The sequence below is a fragment of the Cytobacillus sp. FSL W7-1323 genome (genome assembly GCF_038595015.1).
GTDB lineage: Bacteria > Bacillota > Bacilli > Bacillales > Cytobacillaceae > Cytobacillus > Cytobacillus kochii.
In genome coordinates, this window is sequence record NZ_CP151998.1 from 103,923 (window position 1) to 128,685 (window position 24,763).

The window sequence follows — 24,763 nt, forward strand, 5'->3', positions numbered from 1 at the left end:
AAGTATGGAGGGGTGAAACAGATGATATGCCAAGAATGTAATCAGAGACCTGCGACTCTACATTTTACAAAAATTATGAATGGCGAAAAGGCTGAGTTCCATTTATGTGAAAAATGTGCCCAAGAACATGGGGATATGTTTATGTTAAATAATGGATCTGGATTTTCTATTAATAATCTATTGAGCGGATTATTTAATATAGATACAAGTTATGCAAATAACCAAGCTCAGTTAAATAAACAAGCGCAGGTAGTACAGTGTGAGCAATGCTCGATGACCTTTCCTCAATTTGTTAAAGTCGGGAAATTCGGATGTGCCCACTGTTATGAATCTTTCCGAGCACAGTTAAAGCCAATTATTAAAAGGCTTCATAGTGGTAATTGGAATCATAATGGAAAAATCCCTACAAGAATGGGTGGAGATATCCATTTGAAAAAGCAAATTGAGGATTTAAAAATAAACTTGAAGGAACTTATAACTAAAGAGGAATTTGAGAAAGCAGCAGAGACAAGAGATGCAATACGTCAATTGGAAAAAGAAATGAAAAACCATCTAGAGGGAGGGGAATGAACTTGTCTTTAGAAAGGTTTATCAATCAGGCTGTCAGCTCTTGGATGAGTGCAGAAGGTCCTGATTCTGATATCGTACTTAGTTCTAGAATCCGTTTAGCTCGCAATATTAAACAGGTTAATTTTCCAACAATCTTTTCCCATGATGAAGCTAAACGTGTGATAGAGATCATTAAAGCAAGAATGGAAAAATCGACTTTTGATACTTATGGTGACTTTTCGTTATTGCAAATGGATGATTTACAACCATTGCAAAAAAGGGTGCTGATGGAAAAACATTTGATTAGTCCTCATTTAGCAGAAAACGCTAGTCATGGTGCCTGCCTACTTACTGAAAATGAAGAGGTTAGCATTATGTTGAATGAAGAAGATCATATACGTATACAGTGTTTATTTCCAGGCTTCCAATTATCAGAAGCATTAGAAGTTGCAAACCAAATTGATGATTGGTTAGAAACTGAGATTGATTATGCATATGATGAACAGGTAGGGTATTTAACTAGTTGCCCAACGAATGTCGGTACAGGTCTCAGAGCATCTGTCATGATGCATTTACCAGGATTAGTATTAACTCATCAAATGAATAGAATCATTCCAGCAATTAACCAACTTGGATTAGTTGTTAGAGGAATTTATGGAGAAGGTAGCGAAGCATTAGGTAATATCTTTCAAGTTTCTAACCAAATCACATTAGGGAAATCAGAAGAAGATATTGCTGAGGATTTAAAAAGTGTTGTGGAGCAATTAATTTCGCAGGAAAGGTCAGCAAGAGAAGCATTAGCGAAAACCTCTAACATACAATTAGAAGATAGAGTCTTCAGATCCTATGGTATTTTATCTAATAGCCGAATCATTGAATCAAAAGAAGCGGCTAGATGTTTATCGGATGTTCGCCTTGGAATAGACATGGACTATATACAAGGCATATCAAAAAATATATTAAATGAATTAATGGTTTTAACACAACCAGGATTTTTACAGCAATATGCTGGAGGCCCATTACGACCGTTTGAACGGGATATTCGTAGAGCTTCTCTTATTCGAGAAAGATTAAAAATGGAAGATCAAGAGTTGGGAGGATGATGATAGATGATGTTTGGACGTTTTACTGAGAGAGCACAAAAAGTATTAGCATTAGCACAGGAAGAAGCCATTCGCTTAGGACATAACAATATTGGGACTGAGCATATACTTCTAGGGTTAGTAAGTGAAGGTGAAGGAATTGCCGCTAAAGCACTTTATGCCTTAGGTCTAGGTTCAGAAAAAATTCAAACGGAAGTTGAAAATCTAATAGGTAGAGGGCAAGAGGCCTCCCAAACACCGCATTATACACCAAGAGCAAAAAAAGTAATTGAATTATCAATGGATGAAGCAAGAAAATTGGGCCATTCCTATGTGGGAACTGAGCACATTTTACTTGGTTTAATTAGAGAAGGTGAGGGTGTAGCTGCAAGAGTACTTAATAACCTTGGCGTAAGTTTAAATAAGGCAAGACAGCAAGTACTACAATTACTTGGTAGTAGCGAGTCTAACGGGCATCAAGGCAGCTCTTCAGCCAATGCAAATACACCAACACTAGATGGTTTAGCGAGAGATTTAACTGCCATTGCACGTGAAGGAAGCTTAGATCCAGTTATTGGACGTAGTAAAGAGATTCAACGTGTAATTGAAGTATTAAGCAGAAGAACAAAAAATAACCCCGTATTAATTGGAGAACCTGGTGTGGGTAAGACTGCGATAGCAGAAGGCCTAGCTCAACAGATCATAAATAATGAAGTGCCGGAGACGCTACGTGATAAACGTGTAATGACTTTAGATATGGGTACGGTAGTTGCAGGTACTAAATACCGTGGTGAATTTGAGGATCGCTTGAAGAAAGTGATGGACGAAATTCGTCAGGCGGGCAACATTATTTTGTTCATCGATGAATTGCATACATTAATTGGTGCTGGTGGAGCAGAAGGTGCGATTGATGCATCAAATATTCTAAAGCCATCACTTGCGCGTGGAGAGCTACAGTGTATTGGAGCGACGACGCTAGATGAGTATCGCAAATATATTGAGAAGGATGCAGCGCTTGAGCGTAGGTTCCAACCAATTACGGTTGATGAGCCGACTGCAGATGAGTCCGTACAAATTTTAAAAGGACTACGTGACCGTTATGAAGCCCATCACCGTGTGACAATTACGGATCAAGCCATCGATGCGGCAGTTAAATTATCAGATCGTTATATCTCTGATCGTTTCTTACCAGATAAAGCGATTGATTTAATTGATGAAGCAGGCTCAAAAGTTCGCCTACGTTCTTATACAACGCCTCCGAATCTCAAGGAGTTAGAAGTTAAATTAGAAGATGTAAGAAAAGAAAAGGATGCAGCTGTTCAAAGTCAAGAGTTTGAGAAAGCAGCATCTTTAAGAGACAATGAACAAAGATTAAGAGAAAAGTTAGAAGAAACTAAGAAAACATGGAAAGAAAAGCAAGGGAAAGAAAATAGTGAAGTGACGGTAGAGGATATTGCCAATGTCGTTTCTAACTGGACAGGAATTCCAGTTACTAAATTGGCACAAACTGAGACCGAAAAACTATTGAATTTAGAAGAAATCTTACATTCGCGCGTAATTGGCCAAGAGGAAGCAGTAAAGGCGATCTCTAAAGCAGTTAGACGGGCAAGAGCCGGTCTTAAAGATCCGAAGAGACCAATTGGTTCTTTCGTTTTCCTAGGTCCAACAGGTGTGGGTAAGACAGAACTTGCTCGTGCCTTAGCTGAAGCGATGTTCGGTGATGAGGAAGCGATGATTCGCATCGATATGTCTGAGTATATGGAGAAACACTCCACATCTAGATTAGTTGGTTCACCTCCAGGTTATGTTGGATTTGAAGAAGGAGGTCAATTAACTGAGAAAGTACGTAGAAAACCGTATTCAGTTGTTTTATTAGATGAAATTGAGAAAGCCCATCCGGATGTATTTAACATTCTTCTGCAAGTCTTGGAAGATGGACGCTTAACAGATTCTAAAGGACGTACAGTCGATTTCCGAAACACGGTGCTTATCATGACGTCAAATGTTGGTGCCGAAGCACTTAAGCGTAATAAATATGTAGGCTTCAATATTCAAGATGATGAGCATGATTACAAAGATATGAAAGGTAAGGTTATGGAGGAATTGAAAAAGGCCTTCAGACCTGAATTCTTAAACCGTATCGATGAGATTATTGTCTTCCATGCATTAGAAAGAAAGCATCTGCAAGAGATTGTTACACTCATGTCCGATGCCTTAACGAACCGTTTAAAAGAACAGGATATTACATTATCCCTATCTGAATCTGCTAAGGTAAAAATCTCAGAAGAAGGCTACGATCCAGAGTATGGTGCAAGACCGCTTAGAAGAGCGATCCAAAAGCATATTGAAGATCGCTTATCTGAGGAATTATTAAGAGGAAAAGTGCTTACTGGTCAAGAAGTAGTAATCGATGTTGAGGAAGGCGAATTTGTCGTAAAAACAGCCGAACCAACTGGCACTGCCCAAAAATAATGAAATGTTAGAGAGAAGGTACACGCTAATCAATAGTGTGTACCTTTTTTGATAACAACAAATTTTCTTCCAATTATATGTTAACCTTTGAATACAAACGATTCCATTGATATAGTAAGAAATATAAATGTGTTGTACGAAAGAGAAGGAGAATGAAGATTGGCGAAAAGAAAATCAAAATTCATATGTCAAGAATGTGGTTATGAATCGGCAAAGTGGATGGGGAAATGTCCCGGATGCGGTGTATGGAATAAAATGACGGAAGAGATAGAGAAACCTGCTAACTCGAGAAGAGGGGCTTTTGCACATACACAAGAGACAACGATTAGAGCAAAAGCGACTCCGATTCCAAAAATTGAAACAGTCAATGAGCCACGTATTTATACGGAAATGAAAGAGTTAAATCGAGTCCTTGGTGGTGGGGTTGTTAGAGGATCTCTCGTTTTAATAGGTGGAGATCCTGGGATTGGAAAATCAACACTACTGTTGCAAGTTTCTTCTCAATTATCTAATAAACAGCATTCTGTACTTTATATTTCTGGAGAAGAGTCGATAAGACAAACGAAGCTACGAGCTGACAGATTAAATATTTCATCAGAACATCTACTTGTTTATGCAGAGACAAGCTTAGAAGAGATTAGTCAAACGATTGATGAGGTGAAGCCGGAGTTTGTTATTATTGACTCCATTCAAACTATTTATCACCCGGAAGTGACCTCGGCTCCTGGTAGTGTTTCACAGGTAAGAGAGTGTACGGCTGAGCTTATGAGAATCGGGAAAACGAAAGGGATTGCGATCTTTATTGTTGGACATGTAACGAAAGAAGGATCGATCGCCGGTCCTAGGTTGCTTGAACATATGGTGGATACGGTGCTTTATTTTGAAGGGGAAAGGCATCACACGTATCGAATTTTAAGAGCAGTCAAAAACCGATTTGGTTCTACGAATGAAATGGGTATATTTGAAATGAAAGAATTAGGTTTAGAAGAAGTGGCAAACCCTTCAGAGATTTTTTTAGAAGAACGATCACAAGGAGCAGCGGGTTCAACTGTTGTGGCTTCAATGGAAGGAACTCGGCCCGTTCTTGTAGAAATACAAGCATTAATATCCCCTACGAGTTTTGGTAACCCAAGAAGGATGGCAACAGGGATTGATCATAACCGTGTGCCGCTATTAATGGCGGTATTAGAGAAACGGGTCGGTATGTTGTTACAAAATCAAGATGCTTATTTGAAGGTTGCTGGAGGGGTAAAACTAGATGAGCCAGCAATTGATTTGGCAGTTGCAGTTAGTATCGCATCAAGCTTTCGAGATAAGCCAACAAGAGCAACAGATTGCATTATCGGTGAGGTGGGCCTCACTGGAGAAATAAGAAGAGTTTCAAGAATTGAACAGCGAGTCCAGGAGGCTGCGAAACTAGGATTTGAGCGTATTATTTTACCAGCGAATAATTTGAGCGGCTGGACAGGTCCTAAAAATGTTCAATTGATTGGCGTTCACTCGGTTAGTGAAGCACTTGAAGCTGCATTAGGAGGGTAAGCATATGGATTCAAAGAAACAAAGTGAAATTACAATCAGCGAATTATTGAAATTTTTAGCACCAGGGACACCCCTACGTGCAGGTATAGATAATGTATTAAGAGCAAACACGGGTGGGTTAATTGTTCTTTGTTCTAAGGAGCAGATTGCCAGTTTAGTGGATGGGGGCTTCCAAATTAATTGCCCTTTTTCGCCAAACTATTTATATGAGCTTGCGAAGATGGATGGGGCGATTATTCTCAATCAAGAAGGAAATAAAATCCTTATTGCCAACGCCCAACTCGCACCAGATTCGAGTATTCCTTCCTCTGAGACAGGGATGCGACATCGGACAGCAGAACGGGTGGCGAAACAAACAGGTGCGCTTGTTATTGCTGTTTCACAACGCCGTAATGTCATTACTTTATATAAAGGGGCTTCTCGTTATTCACTAAAGGATATTGGCGTTATATTAACAAAGGCTAATGTGGCAGTCACAACATTAGAGAAATATAAAGTTGTTCTTGAGCAAAGTATATCGAATTTAGGTATTCTCGAATTTGAAGAACAGGTGACCTATAATGATGTGTTAAATGTTATGCATAATATAGAAATGCTGTTAAGAATTAAAAATGAGTTACTAACTTATTTAAGCGAGTTAGGGACAGAAGGACGTCTCATTCGTTTACAAATGAATGAGTTATTGATTGAAATGGAAAGAGAATCAGAATTCGTTATTATGGATTATGCTAATGATCGTGATATTAGGGCAAAGGAAGCGCTTCAAAAGCTTCAAGAGTTATCAAAAGGTGAGACTTTAGAAGACTCAGTTATCATGAAATTACTAGGCTTTCATGGCTATATTCATACCGAAGAAGTCATTCATCCTAGAGGGATTCGGGTGCTGCATAAGGTGCCGCGATTACCACCTATTATTATTGATAACCTCGTTGATCGCTTTGAGGAACTGAGGTATATAGCGGCAGCTTCTATTGAAGAATTAGATGAGGTAGAAGGTATAGGAGAGGTACGGGCTAGGAAGATTGACGAAGGCCTCAAGCTTATACAAGACCAATTTTTTTCTGACCGACATTTATAAATACCATTGAACTACTATTCACCTTATGATAGAATAGGTAGTTTATCATTTGACATTCCCTTACTTACGGTGCTAGTCTAAGAGTATTCATAACCGTTTGATCTATCCTTTTATTTAGTTTACTGCAATAATTTTTTGTTTATAATATAAAATTTTCCAATATTGTGCGTTTTTTATTTTTGGAATTTGTTAATAATGAATAAAAGGAGGTGAGGGAATGTTAAAGAGAATTGTACAAGTCTGTTTCCTTATATTTGGGATCACATTAGGAATCTTTGTGATACCAGAATTACTAATTCTAATCAGTTTAGATGACATTCCATTATTAAATAATCCTTATGTTTCCGCCATTTTAGGAGCTATTATTTTCTATCTTTTAACATTTTGGGCGGTTGACCATGTTGTCAATTTCATTAAATGGACAGAAGAATCGATTGTAAAGGTGCCAATTACCGATATTATATTTGGTAGTGTTGGACTGGTGTTTGGTCTTGTTGTCGCGTTTTTACTTGGTTATGGATTATCGACACTCGAGATACCGGTATTAAATACTGTTGCTCCTATCGTCTTAACACTGTTATTTGGATATTTAGGTTTTCAAGTTGGATTTAAAAAACGAGATGAATTACTCAATCTTTTTACAAACAAAAAGAAAAAGTTAACTGAAGAAGAAGATAGTCAATCTGATGTGAATAAGCTTAAAATATTGGATACAAGTGTTATTATCGATGGTCGAGTAGCTGATATTTGTCAAACAGGGTTTTTAGAAGGAACAATTGTTATTCCTCGTTTTGTCTTAGAAGAATTACAGCATATTGCCGATTCTTCTGATGTGTTAAAAAGAAATCGGGGCCGCCGCGGTTTAGACATTCTCAACCGTATTCAAAGTGAGCTATCTATAAAGGTAGAAATTTACGAAGGTAATTTTGAAGAAATACAAGAAGTGGATAGTAAGCTAGTGAAATTAGCGAAATTAACTAACGGTGTGGTTGTAACCAATGATTTCAACCTGAATAAGGTATGCGAGCTACAGAAAGTCGCAGTTCTAAATATTAATGATCTGGCGAATGCTGTGAAGCCGGTTGTGCTTCCGGGAGAAGAAATGAAAGTTCAGGTCATTAAGGACGGAAAAGAACAAAATCAAGGGATTGCCTACTTAGACGATGGCACAATGATTGTCGTAGAAGAAGGTAGAAATTATATTGGCAAGCATATTGATGTAGTAGTGACAAGTGTATTGCAAACATCTGCGGGTAGAATGATTTTCGCTAAACCAAAACTTTTAGAAAAAGCATTATAATTATAGTATAGAAGAAGCAGAAGAGGGGGCCGTAAATTGGCTCTTTTCTTCCGCTTTTTATGCTGATTAAGGGAGTTAGAAGAAAATATGGGGTATAGAGTCGTCATCCCTGCAGCGGGGCAAGGGAAGAGAATGGGTGCTTCAAAAAATAAACTGTTGCTAGAACTAAGAGGGGTACCTATTTTTATACATACATTGCGCGTTTTCCAACGAGACTCCGCATGTGAAGGGATTTATTTAGCTATTAATCCTGCTGAGGAAAAGGAGATACGTGCGTTAATCGCTAAGCATGGGGTGGATAAGGTAAGGGCGTATATCGGTGGTGGACAGGAAAGGCAGCATAGCATTAGTCATGTGATACGTGAGTTAACAGGTGAAGGGATTGTGTTGGTACATGATGCCGCTCGACCTTTTGTTGAACAAGAGCATATCGATCAACTTGTATCTCAAGCTCAGTTCAATGATGGCGCCATTTTAGCCGTTCCCGTGAAGGATACGATAAAAAAGGGACGTGATGGATTAGTCGAGGGAACAATTGATCGAACGAGTCTATGGTCTGTGCAAACCCCTCAAGCTTTTAAGCTTAGTATTTTACAAGCGGCATATGAGAAAGCGCAAAAGGACCAATTTGTAGGGACTGATGATGCAAGCTTGGTGGAGAGAGTACATAATAAGATTGCTTTTGTACAAGGGAATTACGATAATATAAAACTAACAACGCCTGAGGACCTATATTTTGCTGAGGCGATTTTAAATAAAAGAGATGACTTTATCTAAAGGAGAAGATAATATGTTTCGCATTGGTCAAGGATTTGATGTACATCAATTAGTTGAAGGACGACCACTGATTATGGGTGGGGTTACGATTCCATATGAATTAGGATTACTTGGACATTCAGATGCGGATGTTTTATTACATACAGTGTCAGATGCCTGTTTAGGTGCAATTGGTGAAGGTGATATTGGTAACCACTTCCCTGATACAGACCCAGACTTTAAAGATGCGGATTCAGCTAAACTGATGCAACATGTGTGGCAATTGGTAAAAGAAAAGGGTTATGAACTTGTGAATGCAGACTGTACTATTATTGCTCAAAAACCAAAAATGGCTCCTTATATTCCTGCTATAAGAGAAAGAATAGCGGAATTGTTAGAATCAGAAGTAGAGAACATTAACGTGAAAGCCACAACAACGGAAAAACTAGGATTTACAGGCAGAGGCGAAGGAATTGCTGCTCAAGTGGTTGTGTTGTTGAAGAAAAGTGCCTAGTCGGTTATTTACGGACTTTGACAACTTACAGTAGGATGATAAAATAAAGGGTGCTATTCATATTCAATTTTTGATAAAAAAGATGGATCGTCAGGTGGCTTATATAGCAATCAGCGGTTTTTCGAAATAGAACCGATTTTGAAGGAGGATCATCATGTCAAGTGATATTCGTGTACGCTATGCACCAAGTCCAACGGGACATTTACATATTGGTAATGCGCGTACAGCTTTGTTTAATTATTTATTTGCTCGTAGTAAAAATGGTAAATTCATCATTCGTATAGAAGATACAGATAAAAAACGTAATATTGAGGGCGGAGAAGAGAGTCAATTAAAATACTTACAATGGCTTGGTATAGACTGGGATGAAAGTATCGATAAAGATGGTGGATACGGCCCGTACCGTCAATCAGAAAGAAACGAAATTTACAAAAAGTATTATCAACAGTTACTTGATAGCGGACAAGCTTATAAGTGTTATTGTACGGAAGAAGAGTTAGAAGCTGAACGTGAGGCGCAAATGGCTAAAGGTGAAATGCCGATTTACTCAGGAAAGTGCAGACATTTATCAGATGATGATCGCCAACAACTCGAAGCTGAAGGAAGAAAACCAAGTATTCGTTTTCTTGTCCCGCAAGGAAAAGTGTATGCATTCAATGATATGGTTAAAGGAGAAGTGTCATTTGAGTCAGATGGCATTGGTGATCATGTAATTGTTAAAAAAGACGGGACACCGACATATAATTTTGCTGTAGCCATAGATGATTATTTAATGAAAATCTCTCATGTATTACGTGGAGATGATCATATTTCAAATACACCTAAACAAATTATGATTTATGAGGCACTTGGCTTCCAAGTACCTGTATTTGGTCATATGACGCTAATAGTGAATGAAAGTCGTAAAAAATTAAGTAAACGTGATGAGTCAATCATTCAATTCATTGAACAATACGAAGAGCTAGGTTACTTGCCTGAAGCCTTGTTTAACTTTATCGCTTTACTTGGTTGGTCTCCGAGTGGAGAGGAAGAATTATTCTCCAAAGAAGAGCTAATTGAAATCTTTGATGAGTCAAGGTTATCTAAGTCACCGGCTTTATTCGATATGCAGAAGCTTGCTCATATTAATGCGCAGTACATGAAAAAGTTAGATGGTGACCAGTTACTTGATTTAACGTTACCTCATTTTAAAAAAGCAGGCAAAGTAGGAGATAATCCTTCTGACGATGAGTTACAATGGTTAAAGAAATTAGTGTTGTTGCTACAAGAGAAAATGAGTTATGGTGCGCAAGTAATTGAACTAAGTGAATTATTCTTTGTTCAGGATATCGAAGTTGAACCAGAAGCAAGCGAAGTTTTAGCTGAAGAGCAAGTACCGGAAGTGTTAACTGCTTTCTTACATGAAGTAGAGGCGCTTGAGGTATTTGAAGCTGATCAAATAAAGGCGGCAATGAAGTCAGTACAGAAAGCGACAGGACATAAAGGGAAAAAATTATTTATGCCGATTCGCTCAGCAACAACGGGGCAGACACATGGCCCAGACCTACCGAAAGCAATGGAGTTATTAGGTAGGGAAACTGTAAAAATTCGCCTACAGCGTATTTTAGGTTAACATATCGGTAAAAATATAATATAGTATAGAATATTAACGTATAAATCTTTAGAAAATCATTATAGATGCTAAATCATTGAAGAGGAAAAGTAAGAGTAATGACTGTTTATTAGAGAGAACCATCATCGGCTGAAAGTGGTTTAAACCTCTCATTCTCTGAAGTGCCCCTCTGAGTCCTGTTTCGAACCTTTATAGTAGAAATAGGCGGTTACCTTCCCGTTAACGAGGCAGAGTTGGAGCTTTTATTATATGAAAGCTTAAACAGAGTGGAACCGCGTGTAAACGTCTCTGTCTATTTTAGACAGGGGCGTTTTTTATTTATAGATATGTTATTTGTTTTCTGGTGATAAGGACCCACCCAAAGAGAGAGTGTAATCACTGTTACTTTTGTTGTTTTTATTATACGAGAAAAATGCTATTTAAAGACTGGAGGGAGAGAGCATGTTTAAAAGAATGAAGGAAGATATAGATGTTGTGTTTGAACAGGATCCTGCCGCAAGAAGTGTTTTTGAAGTAGTGTTAACCTACTCAGGATTACATGCGATTTGGAATCATCGCATTGCACACAGTCTTTATAAAAATAAATTTTTCTTCCTTGCAAGGTTGGTTTCACAAATTAGTCGTTTTTTTACTGGGATAGAAATACACCCTGGGGCGAAAATAGGCCGTCGATTTTTTATTGATCACGGGATGGGTGTTGTTATTGGCGAGACATGCGAGATTGGAGATAATGTTACTGTCTATCAAGGTGTAACACTTGGGGGGACAGGGAAAGAAAAAGGCAAGAGACATCCAACGATTAAGGATAATGCTCTTATTGCTACAGGGGCAAAAGTGCTTGGATCCATTACAATTGGGGAAAACTCAAAAATAGGTGCCGGCTCAGTTGTTTTACATGAAGTGCCACCTAATTCAACGGTTGTTGGTATACCTGGTAAGGTAAAAATCCAAGATGGCGTCAAAGTAACGAAAGATTTAAATCATACAGACTTACCAGATCCCATTTCTGATCGCTTTAAAGAGCTAGAAAATGAGTTAGAGCGCGTGAAAAAAGAGTTTGAACAACTGAAAGCTGAAAGGAGCCACTCATAATGGCGATTCAATTATATAATACGTTAACAAGAAAAAAAGAGCCGTTTATCCCGTTAGAAGAGGGTAAAGTAAAGATGTATGTTTGCGGACCTACTGTATACAATTATATTCATATAGGAAATGCTCGCCCTGCAATTGTGTTCGATACAGTGAGGAGATATTTGGAGTATCGCGGATATGATGTGAATTTTGTGTCAAATTTCACAGATGTCGATGATAAATTAATCCGCACGGCCAAAGAACTAGGTGAAGACGTGCCGGAAATTGCGGAGAGATTTATTGAAGCGTATTTTGAAGATGTATCGGCATTAGGTTGCAAAAAAGCAGACACACACCCGAGAGTAACGGAAAATATGGATACGATTATTGATTTTATCCAAGCGCTGATTGATAAAGGTTTTGCCTATGAATCAGAAGGAGATGTGTACTACCATACACGAAAGTTTGAAGAGTATGGAAAGCTTTCTCATCAATCGATTGATGAGTTAAAGTTAGGCAATCGAATTGCTGTTGGTGAGAAGAAGAAAGACGCACTTGATTTCGTCCTTTGGAAAGCGGCGAAGGAAGGTGAGATTAAATGGGATAGTCCTTGGGGGGCAGGTCGCCCAGGGTGGCATATTGAATGCTCCGCTATGGCTCGTAAATATCTAGGTGACACGATTGATATTCATGCTGGAGGACAAGATTTATCATTTCCTCACCATGAGAATGAAATAGCACAGTCAGAGGCAGTGACAGGTAAAACTTTCGCTCGTTACTGGATGCATAATGGCTATATTAATATTGATAACGAAAAAATGTCTAAATCACTCGGTAATTTCGTCTTGGTACACGATATTATTAAGAAGCACAATCCGCAAGTGTTAAGGTTCTTCATGTTAGCAGTGCATTATCGTAATCAAATTAACTATAATGAAGAATTGCTGGAAAATACAAAAGCGGGTTATGAGCGTATTAAAGCATCGTATGAGAATTTAAAGCATCGTAAAGAGGCGAGTAGTGAGTTAACAGAAAATAACCAAGAATGGTTAGAGAAAATTGGTGATTTACAAAAGCAATTCATCACAGATATGGATGATGATTTTAACACGGCGAATGCCATCTCTGTTGTATTTGAATTATCAAAACAAGCGAATTATTATTTGATGGAAAAGAATACGTCCACTGCTGTAATCGATGCATTTATGACTCAATTCGAGGATTTCTTCGGTGTGCTTGGACTATCATTAGAGGATGAGCTACAGCTGTTAGATGAGGAAGTAGATCAATTGATAGCCGATCGGATTCAAGCAAGAAAAGATCGCAATTTCCAATTAGCTGATCAAATTCGTGATCAATTAAAAGAAATGAATATTATTCTTGAGGATACAGCTCAAGGAACAAGATGGAAAAGAGGATAAGAGTGATGCTTTCATACGAAGAAAATCTTAATCCTAAACAATTAAACAGTCTCGCCCTTGCTTATATGGGCGATGCTGTTTATGAACAATACGTACGTCAGGACTTATTACAAAAAGGTAATATAAGGCCACATCAGTTGCATAAGGCAGCAACGAAATATGTATCTGCTAAAGCACAATCAAAAGTGATTCATGCATTTTTGGACGAGGGCGTTTTATCAGAAGAAGAAGAGGCGGTAGTAAGACGGGGGAGAAATGCTAAATCTGGCACCATTCCGAAAAACACCGATGTACAAACTTATCGTTATAGTACTGCATTCGAAGCATTGATAGGTTTCTTATATTTATCTAAAAGAGTAGAGCGGTTAGAAGAGTTAGTAGTAAAAGCATTTAAGTGGACTGAGGATAGGAAGGAGGAGAGCAAAAAATGAGTCATGATTTCATTATTGGTAAAAACGCTGTAATTGAGGCACTTAAGTCAGAGCGTGATATGAATAAAATCATGGTTGCGGAAGGCTCTCAAAAAGGGCAAATGCAGCAAGTGGTTGGAATGGCGAAGGAAGCGGGTGTGCTGGTTCAATTTGTTCCGAAAAAGAAATTGGATCAAATGGAGCTAGGGAATCATCAAGGTGTGGTTGCTCAAGTGGCTGCCTATCAATATGCCGAGTTAGATGACCTATTTAAAAAAGCAGAAAACAGTGGACAAGCTCCCTTCTTTCTTCTATTGGACGAGATTGAAGATCCTCATAATCTAGGCTCGATTATGAGAACAGCTGATGCTGTAGGTGCGCATGGGATTATTATTCCAAAGAGGCGTGCGGTTGGTTTAACAGCAACAGTTGCTAAAGCTTCAACGGGAGCGATTGAACATATCCCTGTTGCTCGTGTAACGAACTTAGCAAGAACGATTGATGAATTAAAAGAACGAGGCGTTTGGATTGCGGGTACAGATGCAAGCGGTAAACAGGATTATCGCCAATTGGATGGAGTGATGCCCATCGGATTAGTCATTGGTAGTGAAGGGAAAGGAATGGGAAGACTGATTAGAGATAAATGTGATTTTCTTATCAGCTTACCAATGGCTGGAAAAGTAACATCTTTAAATGCTTCAGTCGCTGCTGCTTTGTTGATGTATGAAGTCTACCGCAAACGCTCTCCGATTGAGCGATAATGATGAATATCCTTCTTGTTGACGGATACAATATCATCGGTGCCTGGCCAGAGCTTCAGCTTCTTAAAAATAAGGATTTAGAAGCAGCCAGGGACCTGCTGGTAGAAAAGATGGCTGAATATCAAGGGTATTCCGGTTACCGAGTCATAGTTGTCTTTGATGCCCATTACGTAAAAGGGACAGAAAGAAAATTTAAGAATTATAATGTTGAAGTTATTTTTACACGTACAAACGAAACCGCAGATGAACGTATTGAAAAGCTAGCGATTGCGTTAAATAATATTAAAACACAAATCTATGTAGCTACTTCAGATTTTACAGAGCAGAGAGTCATCTTTGCTCAAGGTGCGTTAAGAAAGTCAGCCCGAGAATTACACAATGAAATGAATCATATTGAAAAACAAATTAACAAAAAAGTAAAGAAAAGCCAGGAAAATAAGCCAGTGTCTAAAATCCCATTAAGTGATGAAATCGTTGAAATTTTCGAAAAATGGCGCAGAGAACGTTAAATGATTGGTTGACGCTGGAAAATACCCTACTGTATAATATTTCTAACCATGCTTGTACGGTCGGAGGGATCAGGATGAGTATCGACTTCAGGACAAAAGCTGAAAAGCATTCTTTATACGTGCAACTCGAAGATGAAGAAGTAATTGAATTAGTGCATAAAGGTGAAAGTGAAGCGCTAGATTATTTGATCCATAAGTATCGAAACTTCGTGCGTGCAAAGGCGAGGTCTTATTTCCTCATTGGTGCCGACAAGGAAGATATTGTGCAGGAGGGAATGATTGGTCTTTATAAGGCCATTCGAGATTTTAAGGAGGACAAGTTGTCTTCCTTCAAAGCATTTGCAGAATTATGTATCACAAGACAAATTATCACTGCAATTAAAACAGCAACAAGACAGAAGCATATCCCGTTGAATTCTTATGTATCGCTTGATAAGCCTATTTATGATGAGGAGTCAGATCGTACGTTAATGGATGTCATTTCTGGAGCGAAAGTGATGAACCCAGAAGAGTTAATTATTAATCAGGAAGAGTTTGACCACATCGAAGTAAAAATGTCTGAACTTTTGAGCGATTTGGAAAGAAAGGTGCTTGCCCTTTATTTAGATGGGCAATCATATCAAGAAATATCAGAAGAATTGAATCGACATGTGAAGTCAATTGATAATGCTTTGCAAAGAGTGAAGAGAAAACTAGAGAGATATTTAGAAATAAGAGAATTCTCTTTATAACTACTATATGTTAATATATTATTTATGGGCATATGAGAACCATTTTCGATTGATAACAGTGAAGGTTTTCCTATTTTTGCTGTTATTGACATGGATTATTGGCCATGGTAGAGTTTTAATGGCATAAATGTCGAAGAGGTGTGAAAAATGCCGAAAAAAGTGATACTAGCTTGTGCCGATTGTGGGACAAGAAATTACACTACCAATAGTAACAAAGGTAATGAGAGATTGGAATTAAAGAAATTTTGCAGTAAATGCAGTGCACATACAGTTCATCGCGAAACAAAATAATAGAGTAAAGAAGAGACAAAAAAGTAATAGAATGGCATTCAGGGGGATGTATTCTTAATCAACGCTTTTTTGTTAAAGGATATATCTCTTTAAAAGTTGGGGGTTAAGAAATGGGACGCATCGTGAAGTTTTTCCGTGAAGTTGGACGTGAGATGAAAAAGGTTAGCTGGCCTACAAAGAAAGAGCTAACGAAATATACGATCACAGTTATTGTCGTTGTTTTATTCTTTACGTTATTCTTTACTGTTGTTGATTTAGGTATTTCTGAATTGATTCGTTTAATTCTTGAATAACCCCTGAGCTTCCATGGTATAATGGATGATAACACAGGAACATTTGCAGGAGCCCGGTAACGGGTTTTTTCATTTGGTCAAGAAAGGCCTAGTCCATTTGCTTAGGATTCGATTGGTTTCGTAATCCGTCACTTTAGACAAACAAGAGATGTCAGTCTTTCAAAAATAAAAATAGATTGCAGGGAGGGAAGGACGTTAAGTCCCCTTTGATATGGAAAAGAATTGGTATGTAGTACATACGTACTCAGGGTATGAGAATAAAGTAAAAGCAAACCTTGAAAAACGTGTGGAATCGATGGGCATGCAGGATAAAATTTTTAGAGTGGTTGTCCCTGAAGAAGAAGAAACAGATATTAAGAATGGTAAGAAGAAAGTTGTAAAACGGAAGGTGTTCCCAGGTTATGTGTTGGTGGAGATTGTTATGACAGATGACTCTTGGTATGTAGTGCGTAACACACCTGGTGTAACGGGATTTGTTGGTTCAGCGGGTTCTGGCTCCAAACCGACTCCGTTGTTGCCTGAAGAAGTGCAGGTCATTCTCAAACGTATGGGTGTTGAAGAAAAACGAATGGATGTAAACTTCGAAGTTGGGGAAACGGTTCAAGTAAACGAAGGTCCATTTGCTAACTTTACTGGATCTATTGAAGAAATCGATAAAGATAAAGCGAAAATCAAGGTGCTTGTAAATATGTTTGGAAGAGATACGCCAGTTGAATTAGATTTTTCGCAAATCGAAAAAATTTAACGGTCTTTCTCCCTTATATTTAACTAGAGAAAGTTGATTTTTGTATGATTTCGCCGTATCTAGCCATTGTCTTTCGCTTATGAGTTCTCCTATATTTTTGAAAAGAACTTGAAATCGTCTTTGAAAAATGATAATATTTCATAGGTCAGTATGTCTCAGAAGACGAGACCGGACATTGGACATTATTCTTTATGTTAATATAAAGAATTAACAGTTGAGTGGGAGGGGGAAAACCCCTATTACCACATCACGGACTTTAAGGAGGTGTGTCTCGTGGCTAAAAAAGTAATCAAACTTGTTAAATTGCAAATTCCTGCAGGTAAAGCAAATCCAGCACCACCAGTTGGTCCTGCACTAGGTCAAGCCGGTGTTAATATCATGGGATTCTGTAAGGAATTTAATGCACGCACAGCTGAACAAGCTGGTCTAATTATTCCTGTTGAAATCACGGTATTTGAGGACCGTTCATTTACATTTATTACGAAAACTCCACCTGCTGCTGTATTGCTTAAGAAAGCGGCTGGTATTGAGTCTGGTTCTGGTGAACCAAACCGTAATAAAGTAGCAACAGTCAAGCGTGACAAGGTACGCGAGATTGCTGAAACAAAAATGCCTGATCTAAACGCTGCTAGTGTAGAAGCTGCTATGCGTATGGTTGAAGGTACTGCACGCAGCATGGGTATTGTCATCGAAGACTAATACTATTTGCTTTGTATGTATGATGATTGTTTCTAAAAAGGTTGCGATGCTGAATTAGTTTCACTCGCAACCTTTATAATGTTCGGACCTTGAGAAATTCTCGAGGGGCCGACGTTTTTGAGATGAGAGGCAAACGTGCTTTTCGTCGGTGGGAGGTTATTCCGCTAAAACCACATTCAAGGAGGAAATTAAAATGGCTAAAAAAGGTAAGAAGTATGTAGAAGCTGCTAAACTTGTAGATAGCACAAAAGCTTACCCAGTTGCAGAAGCAATTGCTCTTGCGAAGAAAACAAACTTTGCTAAATTTGATGCAACAGTTGAAGTAGCTTTTCGTTTAGGTGTAGATCCTAAGAAAGCTGACCAACAAATTCGTGGAGCTGTCGTGCTTCCGAACGGTACTGGTAAAACTCAACGCGTGCTTGTATTTGCAAAAGGTGAAAAAGCGAAAGAAGCAGAAGCTGCGGGTGCAGACTATGTTGGAGATGCAGAATTCATCAACAAAATCAACCAAGGTTGGTTTGAGTTTGACGTAATCGTTGCTACTCCAGACATGATGGGTGAAGTTGGTAAACTTGGTCGTGTACTTGGACCAAAAGGTTTAATGCCAAACCCTAAAACAGGTACAGTTACATTTGATGTAGAAAAAGCTGTTAATGAAATCAAAGCAGGTAAAGTTGAATACCGTGTGGAAAAAGCTGGTAACATTCACGTGCCTATCGGAAAAGTATCATTTGAAGATGACAAGCTTGTTGAAAACTTCAACACAATCTTCGATACAATGATGAAAGCAAAACCTGCTGCAGCAAAAGGTACTTACATGAAAAACGTTTCTGTAACTACTACTATGGGACCTGGTGTGAAAATCGACCCTTCTACAGCGGCAACAAAATAATTAACCATTATTTGGTTTTTAAATAAAGTTGACATAGCAAAGTCCATTCTGTAGAATGAATCTTGTTATTATCATAACTTAATCATTTATACCGTAGACAGCAGGAGCCGATTGGGGCTTAATAACCTGCCGAGGTAATACGATAGATTTTAATTGCTTGAACGAGCTATTGTATACTTCCTCCATGTCTACCTTTGATATGGAGGTTTTTTAATGAGATGGTGAGCCTCACCTATCTGATTGAACGGTATGAATGCATAATTCAATAGGAGGTGTAAAGATGAGCAGCATTATCGAACAAAAGAAACAAATCGTAGAAGAAATTGCAGACAAATTCAAATCAGCTCAAACAGCAGTTGTTGTTGATTACCGCGGATTAACTGTTGCAGAAGTAACAGAACTTCGTAAACAACTACGTGAAGCGAATGTTGAATTCAAAGTTTACAAAAACTCTATGAGTCGTCGTGCAGCAGAAGCTGCTGAACTTGCAGGCTTAAACGAACATCTTACTGGTCCTAATGCAATTGCATTCAGTACAGAGGATGTTGTCGCACCAGCGAAAATTTTAAACGAGTTTGCTAAAAAGCATGAAGCTCTTGAAATTAAAGCGGGTGTAATTGAAGGTAATATCGCTTCACAAGAAGAAGTGAAAGCTCTTGCTGAACTTCCATCTCGCGAAGGTTTACTTTCTATGCTACTCAGCGTACTTCAAGCTCCAGTTCGCAACCTTGCTCTTGCAACAAAAGCTGTTGCAGATCAAAAAGAAGAACAAGGCGCTTAATTATCGGTTTTAACCAATATAATCTAACAAAAATTAAGGAGGAAATTATATCATGACTAAAGAACAAATCATTGAAGCAGTTAAAAGTATGACTGTTTTAGAACTTAACGATCTAGTAAAAGCAATTGAAGAAGAATTCGGAGTAACTGCTGCAGCTCCTGTAGCTGTTGCTGGTGGCGCTGCTGGTGGAGACGCTGCTGCTGAGAAAACAGAATTTGACGTAATTCTTAATTCTGCTGGCGATCAAAAAATTAAAGTTATCAAAGTTGTTCGTGAAATCACAGGTCTTGGCCTTAAAGAAGCGAAAGAAGTTGTTGATAACACTCCTAAAGCTATTAAAGAAGGCGCTTCTAAAGAAGAAGCTGAAGAAATCAAAGCTAAACTTGAAGAAGTTGGAGCTGGCGTAGAAGTTAAGTAATATAGTTTGTTTAAAAGCCCGCTTGTATGAGCGGGCTTTTTTAATATCAGTTATGTGGACTGTTTAGGTAAGTGAATTTAAGGAGAACGTTACAGCAACTAACGAAGCGTTTGCTTAATTTTACCCTCTACCAAAAAAAATCCTCGCACATGCAGCTCTAATATCTGGAGGTGACCACTATGTCAGACCATTATTATTCTAAAACGCCTAATGTCGAAAGTAATCCACGTGTTTGGAGTTACAAACTAAGAGACAAAACATTTCAATTTAAAACCGATCATGGTGTATTTTCAAAAAGTGAAGTTGACTTTGGATCAAGGTTATTAATAGAGACGTTTATCCCTCCTGAAATATCTGGTGATGTATTAGATGTTGGTTGTGGGTACGGCCCAATTGGTTTATCAATGGCGTCGATTATGCAAGATCGTCAAGTCGTCATGATCGACGTGAACGAAAGAGCGCTTGAGCTGGCACAAACGAACGGCGAGCTAAATGGTATCAACAATATCACTGTAAAAGAAAGTGACAAGTTGGCAGTTGTTAAAGACCAACAATTTGCAGCTATTTTAACGAATCCACCAATAAGAGCTGGGAAACAAACTGTTCATAGTATTTTTGAAGAGAGTTTTGAATGTTTATTGCCTGGTGGAGAACTATGGGTAGTCATTCAAAAGAAGCAAGGTGCACCATCTGCAATTGAAAAGCTCTCGGAATTATTTGCTGAAGTAGATACTGTTGTGAAGAAAAAAGGCTATTTTATATTAAGAGCAAAAAAAGATTGACTTGACATTTTCGCTATGTTAGTATTGTAAAATGCCAACATAATATACTACCAATAGGGATAAAAATTTATGCGTTATTGTATAAATTTATCCAGATGTGGGAAGTAATGAAAAGAATAGTCTAATGATGGAATTGTGGTTTTTGCTTGAAAAACCCTTTTTCTTTTTGTCTGATTGAGTTTATGTTTACGGAGGAAACTCGTGCTTTGGGGCTTCCGACGCTCTAGTTTTGGCAAAAATAGAGCGAAATGTGACTCGAGTTTAAGATATGTCAAGCTACCTGGATAATATTTCTCATGTAAAGAGTTTATCTCACTTGTGGGCTGGAATCCACAGGTAAAAAGATAGATTCTATTATTTACATGTGAGATTCACAGGTTGCTTTTCAAATAATAACGCTTGATTTGAGGGGTGAATCAGTTGACAGGTCAACTAGTTCAGTATGGACGACACCGCCAACGTAGAAGTTACGCACGAATCAGTGAAGTTTTAGAATTACCAAATCTAATCGAAATCCAAACCTCTTCTTATCAATGGTTTCTTGATGAGGGTTTAAGAGAGATGTTTCACGACATTTCTCCGATTGAAGACTTTACTGGTAATTTATCGCTTGAATTTATTGATTACAGCCTTGGCGATCCAAAATATTCGGTTGAGGAATCGAAGGAACGAGATGTTACATATTCTGCACCTTTGCGTGTGAAAGTGCGTCTTGTGAACAAAGAAACAGGCGAAGTCAAAGATCAGGATGTCTTTATGGGTGACTTCCCGCTTATGACAGAAACAGGAACATTTGTAATTAATGGCGCAGAACGTGTCATTGTTTCGCAATTGGTGCGTTCTCCGAGCGTATACTTTAGCGGAAAACTCGATAAAAACGGGAAAAAAGGCTTTACTGCCACTGTTATCCCGAACCGCGGCGCTTGGCTTGAGTATGAAACTGATGCCAAAGATGTCGTATACGTTAGAATAGATCGTACGAGGAAACTACCCGTTACGGTTCTTTTGCGTGCACTAGGGTTCGGATCTGATCAAGAAATCATCGAATTAATTGGTGACAATGAATATATCCGTAATACGCTTGAAAAAGATAACACAGAAGGTACGGACAAAGCATTGCTCGAAATCTATGAGCGTCTTCGTCCTGGTGAACCACCGACTGTTGAGAATGCAAAAAGCTTACTTGTATCAAGATTCTTTGATCCAAAACGCTATGATTTAGCAAATGTTGGACGTTACAAGATTAATAAAAAGCTTCATATAAAAAATAGATTATTTGGCCAAAGATTAGCTGAGAATTTGGTTGATCCTGAAACAGGGGAAATCATTGCTGAAAAAGGTGTTGTACTTGATCGTAGAACGCTTGATCGAATTCTTCCTTATCTTGAGAAGAATGTTGGCTTTAAGAAAGTGGACCTTGTCGGTGGCGTTATAGATGAAGAAGTCGATGTTCAATCGATTAAAATTTATGCACCGAATGAAGATGGCGAGAAAGTCATCAATGTAATCGGTAATGCGTATGTAGAAGAAGCTGTGAAGAATATTTCACCGGCTGATATTATTGCTTCTATTAGCTATTTCTTTGATTTATTACATGGTGTCGGCGATACAGATGATATTGACCATCTTGGTAATAGAAGATTACGTTCTGTTGGTGAGCTATTGCAAAACCAATTCCGTATCGGTTTATCAAGAATGGAGCGTGTAGTTCGTGAGAGAATGTCCATTCAAGACACGAACACAATTACGCCACAACAATTAATCAACATTCGTCCTGTTATTGCATCTATTAAAGAATTCTTTGGTAGCTCTCAATTGTCTCAGTTCATGGACCAAACAAATCCATTAGCTGAGTTAACACATAAGCGACGTCTGTCAGCCTTAGGACCTGGTGGATTAACACGTGAGCGTGCAGGCTTTGAAGTGCGTGACGTTCACTATTCCCACTATGGTCGTATGTGTCCAATTGAAACGCCAGAGGGACCGAATATCGGATTAATTAACTCTTTATCATCCTTTGCGAAAGTGAATCGTTTCGGATTTATTGAAACACCTTATCGTCGTATTGATCACGAAACAGGTACAGTATCTTCAAGAATCGATTACTTAACAGCTGATGAGGAAGATAATTATGTTGTAGCCCAAGCGAACGCAAGACTAGGTGAAGATGGTTCATTTGTTGACGAGGAAGTTGTTGCTCGTTTTAGAGGGGAAAATACTGTTGTTAAACGTGACCGTGTTGATTACATGGATGTATCACCTAAGCAGGTTGTATCTGCTGCGACTGCATGTATCCCGTTCTTAGAGAATGATGACTCTAACCGTGCCTTAATGGGTGCCAACATGCAACGACAAGCTGTGCCTCTTATGCAGCCTGAAGCACCACGCGTTGGAACAGGAATGGAATATGTTTCTGGTAAAGATTCTGGTGCTGCGGTGATTTGTAAGCACGAAGGTATTGTTGAGCATGTTGAAGCGAAAGAAGTTTGGGTAAGACGTGTGAAAGAAGTAGATGGCCAAGAAGTAAAAGGCGATCTTGATAAATATAGAATGCTTAAGTTCATTCGTTCCAACCAAGGTACTTGTTACAACCAAAGACCAATTGTTGCAGTTGGTAACCGTGTAACGAAAGGTGAAATCCTTGCTGACGGACCATCAATGGAACTTGGTGAACTTGCGCTTGGACGTAATGTTCTCGTTGCTTTCATGACATGGGACGGTTATAACTACGAGGATGCGATCATCATGAGTGAGCGCCTTGTAAAAGATGATGTATACACTTCGATTCATATTGAAGAGTATGAGTCAGAGTCTCGTGATACGAAGCTTGGACCTGAAGAAATTACTCGTGACATCCCGAATGTAGGGGAAGATGCCCTACGTAATTTAGATGAGCGCGGTATTATTCGCACAGGTGCTGAAGTGAAAGATGGGGACTTGTTAGTTGGTAAAGTAACGCCTAAAGGTGTAACAGAACTAACTGCGGAGGAAAGACTACTTCATGCTATCTTCGGTGAAAAAGCACGTGAAGTACGTGATACATCCTTGCGTGTACCACATGGTGGAGGCGGTATCGTACTAGATGTCAAAGTCTTCAACCGTGAAGATGGCGATGAACTACCTCCAGGTGTAAACCAACTTGTACGTGTTTATATTGTTCAGAAGCGTAAGATTTCTGAAGGGGACAAAATGGCCGGCCGACATGGTAACAAAGGGGTTATCTCTCGTATTCTACCGGAAGAAGATATGCCGTATTTACCAGATGGCACACCGGTTGATATCATGTTGAACCCATTAGGGGTACCTTCTCGTATGAACATCGGTCAGGTACTTGAACTACACCTTGGAATGGCGGCAAGATCACTAGGCATTCATGTTGCTTCACCAGTATTTGATGGTGCAAACGAGGAAGATGTTTGGGAAACAATCGAAGAAGCTGGTATGGCTCGTGATGCGAAAACAGTTCTTTATGATGGACGTTCAGGAGAGCCGTTTGATAACCGTGTATCTGTTGGTGTCATGTATATGATCAAACTAGCACACATGGTTGATGATAAACTTCACGCTCGTTCTACTGGACCTTACTCACTTGTTACGCAACAACCGCTTGGTGGTAAAGCACAATTCGGTGGACAGCGTTTTGGTGAGATGGAGGTTTGGGCACTTGAAGCCTATGGTGCTGCTTATACACTTCAAGAGATCTTAACAGTTAAATCGGATGATGTCGTTGGACGTGTGAAAACATATGAATCCATCGTTAAGGGTGAAAATGTACCGGAACCTGGTGTCCCTGAATCATTCAAAGTATTAATTAAAGAACTTCAAAGCTTAGGTATGGATGTAAAAATCCTTTCAGGCGATGAAAAAGAGATAGAAATGCGTGATACGGATGATGATGAGGATATGCAACAGGCTGAATCCTTAACAATCGCTCCAGATACGCAAGAAACAGAAGTAGCAGAAACAGTAGCAACAAAAGAATAAATTTGAACAAGGAGGGCGATCACTGCCCTCCATTCGAGCTAAGTGGAATAGATGACTGGGACCCAAACTTATT

The 24,763-nt window shown here is 38.8% G+C and carries 24 protein-coding genes and 2 other annotated features; all 24 genes read left to right on the forward strand.

The window, feature by feature from the left end; genetic code table 11:
• Nucleotides 1-21: 21 nt before the first annotated feature.
• Complete coding sequence (locus MKX67_RS00545) at nt 22-570, forward strand: UvrB/UvrC motif-containing protein (protein ID WP_095371253.1); 549 nt, start codon at nt 22-24, stop codon at nt 568-570.
• A 2-nt stretch (nt 571-572) separates the two neighbouring features.
• Nucleotides 573-1,652 carry a protein arginine kinase gene (locus MKX67_RS00550; protein ID WP_095371252.1) on the forward strand — a complete coding sequence of 360 codons (1,080 nt, stop codon included), beginning with the start codon at nt 573-575 and terminating at the stop codon, nt 1,650-1,652.
• Between the two features lie 6 nt (nt 1,653-1,658).
• Nucleotides 1,659-4,103 carry an ATP-dependent protease ATP-binding subunit ClpC gene (gene clpC, locus MKX67_RS00555; RefSeq protein ID WP_095371251.1) on the forward strand — a complete coding sequence of 815 codons (2,445 nt, stop codon included), beginning with the start codon at nt 1,659-1,661 and terminating at the stop codon, nt 4,101-4,103.
• Between the two features lie 159 nt (nt 4,104-4,262).
• A complete protein-coding gene (gene radA, locus MKX67_RS00560; RefSeq protein WP_095371250.1) occupies nt 4,263-5,642 on the forward strand; it encodes a DNA repair protein RadA in 1,380 nt (459 codons plus the stop codon).
• A 4-nt stretch (nt 5,643-5,646) separates the two neighbouring features.
• Nucleotides 5,647-6,720 (forward strand): DNA integrity scanning diadenylate cyclase DisA, encoded by a 1,074-nt coding sequence (disA, locus tag MKX67_RS00565; RefSeq protein ID WP_095371249.1) that lies wholly within the window; start codon nt 5,647-5,649, stop codon nt 6,718-6,720.
• A gap of 217 nt (nt 6,721-6,937) precedes the next feature.
• Complete coding sequence (locus MKX67_RS00570) at nt 6,938-8,020, forward strand: PIN/TRAM domain-containing protein (protein ID WP_307317049.1); 1,083 nt, start codon at nt 6,938-6,940, stop codon at nt 8,018-8,020.
• 87 nt (nt 8,021-8,107) lie between these two features.
• Nucleotides 8,108-8,797: a 2-C-methyl-D-erythritol 4-phosphate cytidylyltransferase gene (ispD, locus tag MKX67_RS00575; RefSeq protein ID WP_340977150.1), complete on the forward strand. Its 690-nt coding sequence runs from the start codon at nt 8,108-8,110 to the stop codon at nt 8,795-8,797.
• A gap of 13 nt (nt 8,798-8,810) precedes the next feature.
• Nucleotides 8,811-9,290 carry a 2-C-methyl-D-erythritol 2,4-cyclodiphosphate synthase gene (gene ispF / locus MKX67_RS00580; protein ID WP_322910605.1) on the forward strand — a complete coding sequence of 160 codons (480 nt, stop codon included), beginning with the start codon at nt 8,811-8,813 and terminating at the stop codon, nt 9,288-9,290.
• Between the two features lie 154 nt (nt 9,291-9,444).
• Complete coding sequence (gene gltX, locus MKX67_RS00585; protein WP_322910604.1) at nt 9,445-10,902, forward strand: glutamate--tRNA ligase; 1,458 nt, start codon at nt 9,445-9,447, stop codon at nt 10,900-10,902.
• A 67-nt stretch (nt 10,903-10,969) separates the two neighbouring features.
• Nucleotides 10,970-11,195, forward strand: a binding site (T-box leader).
• A 148-nt stretch (nt 11,196-11,343) separates the two neighbouring features.
• A complete protein-coding gene (cysE, locus tag MKX67_RS00590; RefSeq protein ID WP_095371244.1) occupies nt 11,344-11,994 on the forward strand; it encodes a serine O-acetyltransferase in 651 nt (216 codons plus the stop codon).
• On the forward strand, nt 11,994-13,394 hold the full coding sequence (gene cysS / locus MKX67_RS00595; RefSeq protein WP_095371243.1) for a cysteine--tRNA ligase: 1,401 nt from the start codon (nt 11,994-11,996) through the stop codon (nt 13,392-13,394). The genes cysE and cysS overlap by 1 nt, the downstream gene beginning before the upstream one ends.
• Nucleotides 13,395-13,399: 5 nt before the next feature.
• On the forward strand, nt 13,400-13,825 hold the full coding sequence (locus MKX67_RS00600) for a Mini-ribonuclease 3 (RefSeq protein ID WP_095373563.1): 426 nt from the start codon (nt 13,400-13,402) through the stop codon (nt 13,823-13,825).
• A complete protein-coding gene (gene rlmB, locus MKX67_RS00605) occupies nt 13,822-14,565 on the forward strand; it encodes a 23S rRNA (guanosine(2251)-2'-O)-methyltransferase RlmB (RefSeq protein WP_095371242.1) in 744 nt (247 codons plus the stop codon). Before MKX67_RS00600 ends, rlmB begins: the two co-directional genes overlap by 4 nt.
• Before the next feature lie 2 nt (nt 14,566-14,567).
• Nucleotides 14,568-15,074, forward strand: a complete 507-nt coding sequence (locus tag MKX67_RS00610) for an NYN domain-containing protein (RefSeq protein ID WP_095371241.1) — start codon at nt 14,568-14,570, stop codon at nt 15,072-15,074.
• An 8-nt stretch (nt 15,075-15,082) separates the two neighbouring features.
• Nucleotides 15,083-15,805, forward strand: a complete 723-nt coding sequence (gene sigH, locus MKX67_RS00615; protein WP_180317053.1) for an RNA polymerase sporulation sigma factor SigH — start codon at nt 15,083-15,085, stop codon at nt 15,803-15,805.
• 147 nt (nt 15,806-15,952) lie between these two features.
• On the forward strand, nt 15,953-16,096 hold the full coding sequence (rpmG, locus tag MKX67_RS00620) for a 50S ribosomal protein L33 (RefSeq protein ID WP_191816903.1): 144 nt from the start codon (nt 15,953-15,955) through the stop codon (nt 16,094-16,096).
• 110 nt (nt 16,097-16,206) lie between these two features.
• Nucleotides 16,207-16,389, forward strand: coding sequence for a preprotein translocase subunit SecE (gene secE / locus MKX67_RS00625; protein WP_095371238.1), 183 nt, complete (start codon nt 16,207-16,209; stop codon nt 16,387-16,389).
• Between the two features lie 211 nt (nt 16,390-16,600).
• Nucleotides 16,601-17,134, forward strand: a complete 534-nt coding sequence (nusG, locus tag MKX67_RS00630; protein WP_095371237.1) for a transcription termination/antitermination protein NusG — start codon at nt 16,601-16,603, stop codon at nt 17,132-17,134.
• 273 nt (nt 17,135-17,407) lie between these two features.
• Nucleotides 17,408-17,833 (forward strand): 50S ribosomal protein L11, encoded by a 426-nt coding sequence (rplK, locus tag MKX67_RS00635; RefSeq protein WP_009336545.1) that lies wholly within the window; start codon nt 17,408-17,410, stop codon nt 17,831-17,833.
• Between the two features lie 193 nt (nt 17,834-18,026).
• Nucleotides 18,027-18,725: a 50S ribosomal protein L1 gene (gene rplA / locus MKX67_RS00640; RefSeq protein ID WP_095371236.1), complete on the forward strand. Its 699-nt coding sequence runs from the start codon at nt 18,027-18,029 to the stop codon at nt 18,723-18,725.
• A 73-nt stretch (nt 18,726-18,798) separates the two neighbouring features.
• Nucleotides 18,799-18,946: a sequence feature (ribosomal protein L10 leader region), on the forward strand.
• A gap of 59 nt (nt 18,947-19,005) precedes the next feature.
• Nucleotides 19,006-19,506: a 50S ribosomal protein L10 gene (gene rplJ / locus MKX67_RS00645; protein ID WP_095371235.1), complete on the forward strand. Its 501-nt coding sequence runs from the start codon at nt 19,006-19,008 to the stop codon at nt 19,504-19,506.
• 52 nt (nt 19,507-19,558) lie between these two features.
• Complete coding sequence (gene rplL / locus MKX67_RS00650) at nt 19,559-19,924, forward strand: 50S ribosomal protein L7/L12 (RefSeq protein ID WP_095371234.1); 366 nt, start codon at nt 19,559-19,561, stop codon at nt 19,922-19,924.
• 179 nt (nt 19,925-20,103) lie between these two features.
• Nucleotides 20,104-20,706, forward strand: a complete 603-nt coding sequence (locus tag MKX67_RS00655) for a class I SAM-dependent methyltransferase (protein ID WP_322910603.1) — start codon at nt 20,104-20,106, stop codon at nt 20,704-20,706.
• A gap of 420 nt (nt 20,707-21,126) precedes the next feature.
• Complete coding sequence (gene rpoB, locus MKX67_RS00660; RefSeq protein ID WP_095371232.1) at nt 21,127-24,690, forward strand: DNA-directed RNA polymerase subunit beta; 3,564 nt, start codon at nt 21,127-21,129, stop codon at nt 24,688-24,690.
• Nucleotides 24,691-24,763: the final 73 nt, after the last annotated feature.